Source organism: Enterovirga sp. CN4-39 (genome assembly GCF_049446235.1).
In the GTDB taxonomy this organism is placed as follows: Bacteria; Pseudomonadota; Alphaproteobacteria; order Rhizobiales; family Beijerinckiaceae; genus Enterovirga.
Genome location: NZ_JBMSEF010000007.1, coordinates 114408 through 126810, shown reverse-complemented (window position 1 = coordinate 126810; position 12403 = coordinate 114408). Strand labels below are relative to the sequence as shown.

Here is a 12403-nt window from a genome sequence, read left to right as displayed (position 1 = left end):
GATGGGTCGGCTTTCGAACCTGCGCTGGGTTTGCGCAACAGTGGCGCCGTGGGCGCTGGCCGTCGGCATGCTCGTGTCCTTCACGGCCGTGGCGAGCAACGACCCACAGGCGGGCGCCAGCGCCGCGCCGACCTACCGTCAGTCCCGGGTGCATGAGGGTCAGCTCGTCCTGGCGGGCGGTGTCCTGGCCGGAGCGAGCGCGATGCTGCCGCGGCTTCGGCTCGACGACCTGATTCCCGGGGGCGCGCAGCCCACGTTGCGGTTCGAGGCCAAGGGTCCCGGCGCTCTCACTCCCCAGATCGAGCGTGCCCGCAAGGCCGAGCCTCTGCCTCAGCACAAGCCGAGCCTGAGCCGGCGCGGCGTCGAACTCGCGCGTAGCGCCACGCCCGTCTCGCAGCGCCTCGCCTTCGCCCAGGACGAGCAGGTCCTGCCACCGACCGTGCTGATGCCGGGCTCGCTGGATGGCCCCGATTGGGAGGCCTCGCGCTCGCTCGAGCCCTGGGCCGGCGAGGCTCCGACCACCACCCGGTACTCGAGTGCGGTACAGTCGCCGAAAGCCGCCGCAGCCGGATCCACCGGAGCGTCCCGCGGGCCGGCCCGATTCTCTGGGGACGGCGCCACACCCTCGACGCCGCGCGCCGTCGCGCTCGCGTCCACGACGCCCGCCCCGGTAGAGAGCATCCCGCTCGCGATCGCGGCCGCACCCGTATCGCTGCCGCAAAGTCCTGCGGCCGGCCTCGCCCGCCTCGAAGGAGAATCGCCGCCGCGCTACGCCGACCTGATTGCCCCCGGCAACCTGGAACGGGAGCAGCGATGCCTGGCGGAGGCGGTCTATTTCGAAGCGCGGAGCGAACCGCAGGAGGGCCAGGCGGCGGTCGCGCAGGTTGTCCTGAACCGCGTCCGGAGCGGGCTCTACCCAAATTCGGTCTGCGGCGTAGTGTACCAGAACCGGCACCGCCACCTCGCCTGCCAGTTCACCTTCGCCTGCGAGGGCAAGTCGCTCCGTATCACCGAAAATGATGCGTGGGACTCGGCCCGGCGCGTTGCCCAGGACGTCATGGAAGGGAAGACCTACCTGGCCGATGTCGGGGGGGCGACGCACTATCACGCCGATTACGTCCGCCCGTACTGGGCGCGGCGCCTGAAGAAGATGGACGTGATCGGACGGCATGTCTTCTACAAGCTACGTCCGGGCCAGACCTGACCGGCCTGTGGCAAGGAAGCCACCATTCCCCTGGGGGCATATGGTAGTCAGCCATAGTTTCGGCGCAGACCTGCGCGACCGCTCCCCAATATGAAACGCATTAGCCTCGCAATCTCCGTGGCTGCGCTGACCCTCGCAGCCGGAAATGCGCAAGCGCAGAACATTTTCGAGCTGCTCTTCGGGATCAAGCCCTCGCGGCCCCCGCAGGAGCAGCCCGCCTATCGACGCCCGCCTGCGGAGGCCCCTCCGCCGGAGATGCCGTTCGACGAGCCGCGCCGCCCGGCTGCCGCCCCTTCAGGTCCCGCCCTGCCGCGAGTCGGCTCGGTTAAGGCTCCAAGCGAAGAATCGGTGCTCGGGCGCGACCTGAAGCAGAACGGCTCGAATGGCAGCCTGCGCATCGAGCGTACGGCGCGCGGTGATCTTCGGGCGAAGCTGACCCTCGTCGGACGCCGCTCCGCGCAGTCGGTCGAGACCTGCACCATTCCGCTTGCCGGCGGCGAAGGCGCTCCTCTCGTGTCGCAGGGGCGTCCGGAAGGCGCGCCGCGCTACCAGCTGCAGGACCCGACCTGCCCGCTGCAGCTCGACGTGCTCGACGAGGCCGTCATCGTGAAGGGCCCAACCGAGATCTGCACCTTCCAGAGCGTCTCGTGTCAGGCGGATCCGAGCGGCATGTGGGGGCCCGAGCCGGCTCAGCTCATGCCGAGGATCCGGGACTACGAGGCCATGCGTGGATCCGCCGACAAGATCGTGCGGGACAACTACAAGGTCCTGGCGACCCGCGCCCGCTCGGAGAACGCACGCCCGATCATCGCCGAGCAGGCGGCGTTCTCGTCGGATCGCGAGATGATGTGCCGCTCCTATGCGCGCGAGGGCACGACCAGCTTCTGCAACGCGAAGTTCACGGAAGCCCGGGCGCTGTCGCTGGCGACGCGCCTCGGTGTCGGGATTTCCACGACAGCCTCCGCCGAGCCGCGTCCGCGCCGTCGGCAGCAGGTGGACCCCTACTCGCTTCCGTCGTCGGACGAGCTGATGCAGCGGCAGCCGGGCGACGACTAAGCCCGCCGGGGCTCAGTTCGCCACGCGGCCGCGCTCCCAGCCGAGCATCGCCTGTTTCCGGGTCAGCCCCCAATGGTATCCGGTGAGTTGTCCGGAGCGGCCGAGAACGCGGTGGCAAGGCACGACGAAGGAGATCGGGTTCTTGCCGACCGCCGCGCCGACCGCGCGGGCGGCGCTGGGGCGGCCGATATGGTTGGCGATCCCTGAATAGGTCGTTGCCCGGCCGAGCGGGATCCGGAGCAGGGTCTCCCAGACACGAATCTCGAAATCGGTCCCGATCAGCACGACGCGGAGTGGCGTCTCGTGCCGCCAGAGCTCCGGCTCGAAGATCCGGCGCGCATAGGGCTCCGTGAAGCTCCCGTCCTCGCGGTAGCTCGCGCGCGGCCAGCGGCGCCGCATGTCGGCGAGGGCATGATCGCGGTCGCCGCCGTCGACGAAGCCCACGCCCGCGAGCCCTCTCTCGGTCGCGACGATGATCGCCTCGCCGAAGGGAGACGGGTGGAAGCCATAGGCCATGTCGAGCCCGGCGCCACCCGCCTTGTACTCGCCCGGCGTCATGGCCTCGTGCGCGACGAAGAGATCGTGCAACCGCCCCGGTCCGGACAGGCCGACCTCATAGCTGGTATCGAGCACGGAGGCCGAATCGGCGAGCAAGGCCCGGGCATTGTCGAGGGTGATCGCCGCCAGGAAATCCTTCGGCGTGAGGCCGCACCAGCGCCTGAAGAGATGATGCACGTGAGTCGGGGACATTCCCGCATGCTCTGCGATGTCCTCGATGGAAGGCTGGCCGCGCCAGCGTTCGGAAATGAAGGAGACGATGCTGCGGACGCGCTCGTAGTCGGCGCAAGGCGGCTCTTCCCGCCAGAGATTCGGCGCGGCCACGTCTCCGATGCCTGTCATGAGATCGAGCATAACGCACCTCCGTTTGACTCAGGAGATAGCCGTCTCGCGCCGAGGCTGACACCCGGTTCCTGCGAAGCTCACATCACCGAGAACGAAATCATCCGGCCCCGCCCAGAGGTCGTTTGAACTGCGGCAAACTGCTTCTATTCTGCCCACGCAGCCCCGCCCTGGATCCAACCTTCCGAATGCCGCAAAGCTACGATCCGACCGCCTCCGACCGGATCGGCACTGGCGAGCGCGTCCAGCGCTCGGCCGCTTTTCGCTACGCCGCCGTGGCGATCTGCGGGATCGGCCTTGCCACGACCGTCTCGGCGTTCACGCGTTTCGCCGAAGGCTGGCTGCCGATGCCGCGGGAAATGGCCGACACCAGGCCTGTTGCCACGCCGGAAGCGCCCGCCGCCCAGGCGCCCGGGTCCAGACCTGAACCTGAAAGCCCCGTGGAAAGGGCCGCTGCCGGACAGCCGGAGCCCGAGATGAAGGGTCCCGTCGCTGCAAGCGCTCTGCAGCCGGTCCCGGCTGATGCGCCTTCGCCTGCCTCGGCCGCGAGGCCCGAGGCGTCCAGCGAAGCCGCCGCCGCCGGCGAAGCGAGTTCCTTAGACAGGAAGGCGGAGGAAGCCTCCGCGCCTGAACCCATCGCCGGACAGCTCGCCGAGGCCAAGCCGGATATCCACCCGACAGACAGGGGTCCCTCGGACCCGACCTCGAACACGGACCAATCGGCGGCCGATCCTCCAGCCGCTGCCGCCCGATCGGCCGGAGCCGACCTGGAAGGCCCGGAGCCACTCGGCGAGGGCGGAGCTCCCCCGGTTCCAGGCATTGCGACCGCGCCGCCCGTTCCCGCGCCGCTCACCCCGTCCGAGCCGATCGAACCGGCCGCGCCTCCTGCGCCGACGGCGCCCGCCCGTCTGGCTCAGCCTGAGAACGCTACCTCCAAGGCTGCTCCGGAGCCGCCGCAGAACGGAAGCGCCCGGCCGGCCGAGCAGCGGCCGTCATCCCCGCCGGAGAACAGGCGCCCGACCGGGCCGAGGCGCACCCGGTTCGCCTCCGGCAGCGCTCCGGCGCAGTTCCGTGCGGTCCCGGCGCCGGCGGGTTCGGCCGCGAATGTCCGGGCCTACAGCTTCGCGGCCGGGACCGCGGGCATCACGGACGCCTACGGCGCCCGCGTCCAGATCATCCGGATACCGTAGGGATCTCAGCCCCGCGGAAAGTCGAGGCCCATCTCACGATAGCGCGCGGGATCCTCGCTCCAGTTCTCGCGGACCTTCACGTGCAGGAAAAGGTGGACGGGGGTCTCCGCCGCCTCGGCGATATCGCGGCGGGCGGCCTGGCCGATCGCCTTGATGGTCTGCCCCTTCTCGCCGAGCACGATCTTCCGCTGGCTCTCGCGCTCCACGAACACGGTCTGCTCGATCCGCACGGAGCCGTCCGGCCTCTCCTCCCAGGAATCGGTCTCGACCGTGGACTGGTAAGGGAGTTCGTCGTGCAGGCGCTCGAACATCTTCTCCCGCGTGATCTCGGCGGCGAGCATCCGGAGCGGCGCGTCGGTGATCTGGTCCTCGGGATACAGCCAGGGGCTCTCCGGCATCATGCCGGCAAGGCTGCGCCTGAGGTCGTCCACGCCATCACCGGTCAGGGCGGAGATCATGAAGGTGTGCGCGAACTCGGCGCGCTCGTTGAGACCCGCTGCCAGCGCCAGGAGCTTGTCCCGCTGGAGGACGTCGATCTTGTTGAGGATCAGGATCTTAGGCCGCCTGATCTCTCCGAGCCTTGCGAGCAGCGCATCCGCGCTCTCATCCAGCCCTTTTCGGGAATCCACCAGGAGGCCGATCACATCGGCGTCGCCCGCCCCGCCCCATGCCGTCGTGACCATCGCCCGATCAAGCCGGCGCTTCGGCTGGAAGATGCCGGGAGTATCGACGAAAATGATCTGCGAGGCACCCTCGATCACGATGCCGCACACGAGCTGGCGGGTCGTCTGCACCTTGCGCGAGACGATCGACACTTTCGCCCCGACGAGGCTGTTGAGCAGGGTCGACTTGCCGGCATTCGGCGCGCCGATCAGCGCGACGAAGCCGCAGCGCGTCTGGGGTGTCTGCGATTCTTCAGGCTGCATCGTCGGTTGTCCAAACACCTTCACGCCTCAGCACGACCAGCGCGGCGCTCTGCTCGGCTTCCCGCTTTGAGCTACCAGCTCCAACGCCCTCTTCCACACCCTTGATCCGGGCCGCCACCGCGAAACGCGGCGCGTGGTCGGGTCCGGTGCGCTCGACAACCGTGTAGGTCGGCGTCGGCTTGCCTTCCCCTTGAGCCCATTCCTGCAGCGCAGTCTTGGGATCGCGCAGCGGGCTCACGCTCGCGCGGATCTGCTCGCCCAGCGCGCGCTCGATCACACCCTTCGCCGCCTCGTATCCCGCATCGAGGAAAACCGCGCCGAGCACGGCCTCGGTCGCGTCCGCGAGCGTCGCCCGGTTCCGGCGGCCACCCGCCTTTCCTTCGCCCGAGCCCAGGTGGAGGAAGCCACCGAGACTCCATTGCTCGGCCATGTCCGCGCAACTCTCGCGCCGGACGAGCACCGAGAGCCGGCGGGACAGCTCACCCTCCGTAGCGATCGGGAAAGCGGCGTACAGGAGTTCCGCGACCGAGAGGCCGAGGACGCGGTCGCCCAGGAATTCCAGACGCTGGTTGCTCTGCGCGTGCTCGCCCGCGGCGGCACTCACATGGGTGAGCGCCCGATCCAGAAGGGCGGGGTCGCGAAACGTGTGTCCGAGCCGGGCTTCGAGCTCGGCCCGTTCAGGCTTGCTGCGGCGAGCCATCTCGGGCTCATCGGATCGGGGTCAGGATCCGGCCCCAACGGACCGACCAGGGCCACTCCCAGATCCGCCAGGCGGACGATCCCTCGTCGATCGAGAAGAAGATGATCTCTGCCCGCCCGACGAAATTCTCGAACGGGACGTAGCCGACGCTCGCCTCGTCCCGGGAATCGGTCGAGTTGTCGCGGTTGTCGCCCATCATGAAGAAGTGGTTCGGCGGGACGGTATAGACGTTGGTGTTGTCCCAGTAGCCCTGATCGCCGTCGCGCTCGATGATCCGGTGCGTGACGCCGTTCGGCAGCGTCTCCTCGTATTGCGGCACATTCACGGGCCGACCATACGGATCGGACGTACGGTAGTCCTCGACGCGCTTGCGGAGGACCGGCTTGCCGTTGATCTGCAGGACGCCGTCGATCACCTGGATCTTATCGCCGGGCAGCCCGATCACGCGCTTGATGTAGTCGGTCGAATTGTCCTTGGGCAGCTTGAATACGGCGATGTCGCCGCGCTGTGGCTCGGAGGCCCAGATCCGGCCCTCGAAGAGCGGAGGGCTGAACGGCATCGAGTGCTTCGAGTACCCGTAGGAATATTTCGAGACGAAGAGATAGTCCCCCACCAGCAGGGTCGGCACGAGCGAACCCGACGGGATGTTGAACGGCTGGAAGAGCAGGGTTCGGACGACAAGCGCGATGAGAAGCGCCTGTATGATGACCTTCACGGTCTCGAAGAGTCCGCCCTCGTCCTTGGTCCTGATCTTGGCGCCCGTATCGACCCGAGCCATCTTTATCCTCCGGCCGGATCTCCCGGCGCGCCCTCGATGGGCTCTAGACGAAGCCCCAGTTTGCGGCAATGCGGCGTATCAGGGCCGCCGAACCGCCTCTATCACGACGAAAGCCTGTGCGAGCGGCGGATCGTCCGTCAAGGAGACATGGACCACGGGCTCATGTCCTTCCGGCATCATGCGCGAGAGGCGCTCGAGCGCTCCGCCGGTGAGACGCATCGTCGGCTTCCCGCCTGGCAGGTTGACGACCTCCATGTCGCGCCAGAACACGCCCGCCCTCATCCCGGTCCCGAGCGCCTTGGAGCAAGCTTCCTTGGCTGCGAAACGGCGCGCGTAAGATCCCGCCCGGTTCGCGCGGCCGTCGCTCTTGGCGCGTTCGCCGCTCGTGAAGACGCGGTCCGTGAACCGGTCGCCGAACCGCGCAAGCGACTTCTCGATCCGCCGGATGTCGCAGAGGTCCGATCCGATCCCGATGATCATGCTTCCTTGCCCAGAACCAGGGTCCTACATTCCTGATCCACGCATATGGGGCGACCAGGCGCGATTCGGAACAGGCGGCCTACGAGGCGGCCGCGGATCCCCTGCCCCTCTCCATGGCCGCTCGCATCGCCCGGATGGCATCCGCGAGCCCGACGAAGACGGCAGCACCGATCAGGGCGTGGCCGATATTCAGCTCGACGATCTCTGGGATCGCGGCCACCCGGCCGACATTCTCCTCGGTCAGCCCATGGCCGGCATGGATCTCGAGGCCGAGGGATGCCCCGTGTGCGGCCGCCCGCCTGATCCGGTCGAGCTCCGTGGTGGTCCGGGGCTCGTCTCCGGCGATGAACGCTTCGGCATAGGCCCCGGTGTGCAGTTCGACGACGGGCGCGCCCAGCCGGTGTGCGGCGCTCATCACCTCGGGATCGGGCTCGACGAACAACGACACGCGGATGCCGGCTTCGTTGAGCGCTCCGATGACGGCCGCCAGGCGCTCCGGGCTGGACCGCAGGTCCAGGCCACCTTCCGTCGTCCTCTCCTCCCGCTTCTCCGGCACGAGACAGGCGGCGTGTGGCCTGACCCGCCGGGCGATGGCGACCATCTCGTCCGTCGTCGCCATCTCGAAGTTCAGGGGCGTGAGGATCTGCCGCTTCAGCCGCTCGATGTCCTCGTCCCGGATGTGCCGGCGATCCTCCCGGAGATGCGCCGTGATACCATCGGCGCCCGCCATGATCGCCTCGTGAGCCGCGCGGACCGGGTCCGGGTAGAAACCGCCGCGGGCGTTGCGCAGCGTTGCGACGTGATCGATGTTGACACCAAGACGAAGGGGCGGGGTCATCTGCTTCTCAAGCCGGGGCATGTCAGGTGGGTGCTCCCCCTTCTAGGCGGATCAGTCCGACCGCCGAAAGAAGCAAGCGCGCGGCCGTGAGAGCAGAAAGTCCGTGCAGGTCGTCGCGCTCCGGGACGAACTCGACAAGACAGACGCCCGCGATCCGCGTCCGCTGCGCGACGGCCTGGAGCAAGGCCAGCGTCTCGCCGTAGAGCAGCCCGCCGGGGGCAGGCATGTTCACGGCCGGCATGATCGAGGGGTCCAGGCCGTCGAGATCGATCGCGATGAAGCAGCCGGCATCCGCCGGCACGAGCTCGGCAACGGCTTCCGGTCCCAGGCGGCGGAACTCAGGCATCGTCACGACGCGGCTGCCCCAGCGTTCGGCGTCATCCAACTGGTCCGGCGTGCCGCTGCCGAGACCGCGCATGCCCACCTGGACCTCATGCTGCACCCACTCCATCTCGGCCGCACGCCGCATGGTCGAGCCGTAGCCGAGCGCGTTGCCCTTGATGACGTCGTCCCAATCGAGGTGGGCATCGAGTTGCAGAACCGTCAGGGGGCCTCGCCCGCTATAGGCCTGCAACACCGGAATCGGTACGGAATCGTCGCCCCCGATGACGACCGGAACCGCGCCGGCATCGAGGATCGCCCGGACGGCCCGCTCGATGGTCTCTCGATTGCCCTCGGGACTGGAGGGGTCCGTGAGGAGATCGCCGGCATCGACGATCAGGCCTTCCTGGTCGGCGCGCAGCAGGACGCGGCCGATGTCGTAGTCGAATTGCCGCTTGGCAGGCAGGCCCGCGGAGGCCCTGCGAAGAGCCGCCGCGGCGCCCGCCGCATGGCTTCTTTCGCCGACTACGTAAGGCGAGGCTTCATCAACGCCGACAATGACGGCGGCTGCGCCGGACAACTCGCCGAGATCCGCCCGTTTCAGCGCGGCAAAGGTCGCCCCGACACTGCCGGCGGCCATCGGAAGCCCTGCCTACTCGTCGTTCTCGGTCGTCAGCTGATCAGGTCGCAAGCCTTCGTCCGCCTTGCCGCCGTTGCCCTGCAGTTCCCGGACGACAGTCAGCGACTCCCCCAGGAGCGAACACACCGCCCGGACTTCTGGTCCGAGTCGATCGGCATGTGCCTTTGCTGCATTGATCAAGGCCGCAAGGTGTTCGAGGTCGTGCTGCGAGACGGTCATCGCCAGAGGCTACCACGTCGGGAGCGAGACCGAAGCCCATTCGACGCGGGCGAGGGATCATGGATCGAGCTTGCCTGAGGAAGCCTTCTCGACTATGTGACCGGCTTCGTGTTCGCCCCGGCCGGGGGCTGAACGGACGGCCTCTTCCGCATCGCTGTGGTCAGGCAGGGCTCCATGTGGGCCCGACGTCCGGTGTTCCCGCCTTCGAAGAACCGCTCGAGCCCCGTAGGCTCGAAGGGCTTGGCGCCGGACGAATGCGTGAACCGGCTCCCGACCGCAAGGCGGCGGGTGCTTCCGACACTCCAGAGGGCTCACAATGCCTTTGTACGAGCACATATTCCTGGCCCGCCAGGACGTCACGGCCCAGCAGGTCGAGGCGATGATCGAACAGTTCCGCGGCGTCATCGAGGCGGGCGGCGGCAACGTCGTGAAGGCCGAGATGTGGGGCGTGAAGTCCCTCGCCTACCGGCTGAAGAAGAACCGCAAGGCGCATTTCACGCTTCTCGGCCTGGACGCCCCTCCGGCGGCGGTCGCCGAGATGGAGCGCCAGATGCGGATCAGCGAGGACATCCTCCGCTTCATGACGCTGAAGGTCGACGAGATCGAGGAAGGTCCGTCGGTCATGATGCAGAAGCGTGACCGCGACGAGCGCAAGGATCGCGAGCGTCGGCGTCGCGACGAGGAAGGTTACGGCTACAGCCCCGAGTCGGGCGAGGGAGCTTAAGCGATGGCGGCGATTGGTGGCGCAGGTGCCGGCGGCGGCCGTCGGCCTTTCTTCCGCAGGCGCAAGACCTGCCCGTTCTCCGGCCCGAACGCGCCGAAGATCGACTACAAGGACACGAAGCTGCTCTCGCGCTACGTGTCCGAGCGCGGCAAGATCGTGCCGTCGCGCATCACGGCGGTCTCGGCCAAGAAGCAGCGTGAGCTCGCCCAGGCGATCAAGCGCGCACGCTTCCTGGGCCTTCTGCCCTACGTGATCCAATAAGCATCGTCCGGCGGCTTCTCGGCCGCCGGATCCTCCAAGGCCGAGCGGCACTGCCGCCCGGCTCGTTGGGGCGGCCTGCGAGCCGCTCCTAACCCCGCTCCTCGAGCGGCGGGACAGCGGCGAAATGGGACAGCTTCTCTTTCTTGCATTCGGAGCGGGCGCAGTATCCGCGCTCCTGTTCGGCGTGGTGGCCGTGGGCTCGCCGGCCGGAATGCTGCTGTCCTACCTGGCTCCCCTTCCCATCCTGATCGTCGCGCTCGGCTGGCATCATCTCGTCGGGCTGCTGGCTGCAATTTCCGGCGCGCTGATCCTTTCCTTCGTGCTGCGGTCGAGTGCCGGGCTGGCCTTCGCGCTCGGCCCTGCCCTCCCCGCCTGGTGGATCGCCTATCTCGCCCTGCTCGGCCGGGCTGATCCCCGCCGCGGCGGCGCCCTCGACTGGATGCCTTCTGGACGCCTCCTGCTCTGGACGGGCGTGACCGGAAGCGCGATCGCCGTGGCGGCTGCGGTCGGTCTCGGCAGCGGCGACTACGCCCACTTCATCGACATGCTGCGCCAGGCGACCGACGCTCTCCTGCGTAGCGAGAGCGGGATGCCGCGCCAGGGTGCGGCCGATACGATCGGCGGGGTGCCGAGCGAGACGCTGGTCCGGCTGCTCGTCCTGATCACGCCCGTGGTGGCAGCGGCGGTGTTCAGCCTGACACTCGCCCTGAATGTCTGGCTCGGGGCGAAGATCGTCTTCATGTCGGGGCGCCTGCCGCGGCCCTGGCCGGAGATCGCCGAGCTTCGCATGCCGCCGGCGGCCCTCATCCTGCTCGGGGCAGGTTTCCTGGCGTCCTTGTTCGCGGGCTGGCTCGGCGTTGCCGGGCGCGCCCTGGCGGGCGGCCTCATCATGATGTTCGCCCTGCAGGGTCTCGCCCTCGTCCACCTGATCACCCGAGGAAAGCAGGGCCGGCCGGCGCTGCTCGCGCTCACCTACCTCTTCACCATCCTCCTCGGACATATCCTCCTGCCGCTCCTCGCGGTGGCCGGGATGCTCGATACGGCGACGCCGCTGCGGCAGCGCCTGACCCGCAATCACAACCCCGGGGGGCGGAACGGGCCGCCCTCCCCCACCTGAACCAGGAGATCAACGATGCAAGTCATTCTGCTCGAACGCGTGGCCAAGCTCGGCCAGATGGGCGAGACCGTGAACGTTCGTGACGGCTATGCCCGCAACTACCTGCTGCCCCGCGGCAAGGCGCTCCGTGCGACCAAGTCGAACCTTCAGCACTTCGAGAACCAGCGCGCCCAGCTTGAGGCTCGCAATCTCGAGCGCCGCCAGGACGCGGAGAAGGTCGGCGAGGCGCTCAATGGCCAGAGCTTCACGATGATCCGCCAGGCAGGCGACACCGGCGTGCTCTACGGTTCCGTCTCGCCGCGCGATCTCGCGGAGGTCATCACGGCCGAAGGGTTCACGGTCGCCCGCGACCAGTTCATCCTCAACACGCCGATCAAGACCCTTGGGCTGCACACCGTGCCGGTGTCGCTGCATCCGGAGGTCGAGGTTCAGGTCACGATCAACGTCGCCCGCAGCCCTGAAGAGGCCGAGCGCCAGGCCCGCGGCGAGAGCGTGCTCGCCCGCGAGGAGTTCGACATCGACGATCTCGGGCTCGAGGTCGGCGCTGCGCTGGCCGAGGCCGGCGATCGCGTCGAGCTCTGATCGGATCACAACCTTCCGCCGGGCTCGGTCCGGCGGGGACCGTCATCAATCGGGGCGGCTTTCGCCCCGATTGATCTGCCGGCAGCGATAGCCGGCGAAGCATTGCGGGTTATCCGCGGTCGGCACCCAGGCCGGAGCCGTGGTCGTCTCGAGCTCGCAGAAGCCGCCGTCCCTCACCACGCGCTCGTATGACATCGGGCCGGTGGAAACCACGAGGGCACCCCGGGCGTCTACCATCGCCCTTACGCTCGCGCATGGCAGGTTCGGCGCCGGCACCCTCTCCTGGGCCGCGGCGCTCCAGCTCGCCAGAAGCGTTCCGGCGCAGGCCAGCGCTGCGAGTTGAAGCTGTTCCTTTTTTGTTCTAGCCTTCCACATCGACTCTTTTTCCGGTGCACCGCTGTGATCAGCGGGGAATGTGGCTTCCATGCGCGAGTGCGATAACCCGAATCGGGGCATCCACAATGCCT

At 68.2% G+C, this 12403-nt stretch carries 16 protein-coding genes; 7 read left to right on the top strand and 9 right to left on the bottom strand.

Features of this window, described 5'->3' with window-relative positions:
* Position 1 precedes the first annotated feature (1 nt).
* Positions 2–1204, top strand: a complete 1203-nt coding sequence (locus ACO2SS_RS13575; RefSeq protein ID WP_423278206.1) for a cell wall hydrolase — start codon at positions 2–4, stop codon at positions 1202–1204.
* A gap of 90 nt (positions 1205–1294) precedes the next feature.
* Positions 1295–2260: a hypothetical protein gene (locus tag ACO2SS_RS13570; protein WP_423278205.1), complete on the top strand. Its 966-nt coding sequence runs from the start codon at positions 1295–1297 to the stop codon at positions 2258–2260.
* A gap of 12 nt (positions 2261–2272) precedes the next feature.
* Here ACO2SS_RS13570 and ACO2SS_RS13565 read toward each other — a convergent pair whose 3' ends face one another.
* On the bottom strand, positions 2273–3160 hold the full coding sequence (locus ACO2SS_RS13565) for a methylated-DNA--[protein]-cysteine S-methyltransferase (protein WP_423278338.1): 888 nt from the start codon (positions 3158–3160) through the stop codon (positions 2273–2275).
* A 188-nt stretch (positions 3161–3348) separates the two neighbouring features.
* Between ACO2SS_RS13565 and ACO2SS_RS13560 the strand changes: the two genes are divergently transcribed.
* A complete protein-coding gene (locus ACO2SS_RS13560) occupies positions 3349–4350 on the top strand; it encodes a hypothetical protein (protein WP_423278204.1) in 1002 nt (333 codons plus the stop codon).
* 5 nt (positions 4351–4355) lie between these two features.
* On the opposite strand, the gene era is transcribed toward ACO2SS_RS13560, so the two are convergent.
* The 7 genes from era to ACO2SS_RS13525 all read right to left on the bottom strand — a co-directional run bounded on the left by era (position 4356) and on the right by ACO2SS_RS13525 (position 9252).
* The gene (gene era, locus ACO2SS_RS13555) at positions 4356–5276 is read right to left on the bottom strand and encodes a GTPase Era (RefSeq protein ID WP_423278203.1); all 921 of its coding nucleotides are present in this window, start codon (positions 5274–5276) and stop codon (positions 4356–4358) included.
* A complete protein-coding gene (rnc, locus tag ACO2SS_RS13550; RefSeq protein WP_423278202.1) occupies positions 5266–5976 on the bottom strand; it encodes a ribonuclease III in 711 nt (236 codons plus the stop codon). The genes era and rnc overlap by 11 nt, the downstream gene beginning before the upstream one ends.
* Before the next feature lie 7 nt (positions 5977–5983).
* The gene (lepB, locus tag ACO2SS_RS13545) at positions 5984–6754 is read right to left on the bottom strand and encodes a signal peptidase I (RefSeq protein ID WP_423278201.1); all 771 of its coding nucleotides are present in this window, start codon (positions 6752–6754) and stop codon (positions 5984–5986) included.
* Between the two features lie 78 nt (positions 6755–6832).
* Positions 6833–7234, bottom strand: a complete 402-nt coding sequence (gene acpS, locus ACO2SS_RS13540; protein ID WP_423278200.1) for a holo-ACP synthase — start codon at positions 7232–7234, stop codon at positions 6833–6835.
* A gap of 79 nt (positions 7235–7313) precedes the next feature.
* Positions 7314–8072 (bottom strand): pyridoxine 5'-phosphate synthase, encoded by a 759-nt coding sequence (locus ACO2SS_RS13535; RefSeq protein WP_423278199.1) that lies wholly within the window; start codon positions 8070–8072, stop codon positions 7314–7316.
* Positions 8073–8094: 22 nt separating this feature from the next.
* The gene (locus ACO2SS_RS13530; protein WP_423278198.1) at positions 8095–9033 is read right to left on the bottom strand and encodes an arginase family protein; all 939 of its coding nucleotides are present in this window, start codon (positions 9031–9033) and stop codon (positions 8095–8097) included.
* Positions 9034–9045: 12 nt separating this feature from the next.
* The gene (locus ACO2SS_RS13525) at positions 9046–9252 is read right to left on the bottom strand and encodes a hypothetical protein (RefSeq protein WP_423278197.1); all 207 of its coding nucleotides are present in this window, start codon (positions 9250–9252) and stop codon (positions 9046–9048) included.
* 316 nt (positions 9253–9568) lie between these two features.
* Between ACO2SS_RS13525 and rpsF the strand changes: the two genes are divergently transcribed.
* The 4 genes from rpsF to rplI all read left to right on the top strand — a co-directional run bounded on the left by rpsF (position 9569) and on the right by rplI (position 11936).
* The gene (rpsF, locus tag ACO2SS_RS13520; RefSeq protein WP_423278196.1) at positions 9569–9976 is read left to right on the top strand and encodes a 30S ribosomal protein S6; all 408 of its coding nucleotides are present in this window, start codon (positions 9569–9571) and stop codon (positions 9974–9976) included.
* Between the two features lie 3 nt (positions 9977–9979).
* Entirely contained in the window at positions 9980–10237 is a 258-nt protein-coding gene (gene rpsR / locus ACO2SS_RS13515; protein WP_171217731.1) for a 30S ribosomal protein S18, read from the top strand.
* A 124-nt stretch (positions 10238–10361) separates the two neighbouring features.
* Entirely contained in the window at positions 10362–11354 is a 993-nt protein-coding gene (locus tag ACO2SS_RS13510) for a DUF2232 domain-containing protein (protein ID WP_423278195.1), read from the top strand.
* A 15-nt stretch (positions 11355–11369) separates the two neighbouring features.
* Complete coding sequence (gene rplI / locus ACO2SS_RS13505; RefSeq protein WP_423278194.1) at positions 11370–11936, top strand: 50S ribosomal protein L9; 567 nt, start codon at positions 11370–11372, stop codon at positions 11934–11936.
* Positions 11937–11981: 45 nt separating this feature from the next.
* Here the strand turns inward: rplI and ACO2SS_RS13500 are convergent, their stop codons facing one another.
* Positions 11982–12311, bottom strand: a complete 330-nt coding sequence (locus tag ACO2SS_RS13500; protein ID WP_423278193.1) for a hypothetical protein — start codon at positions 12309–12311, stop codon at positions 11982–11984.
* Between the last annotated feature and the right edge of the window lie 92 nt (positions 12312–12403).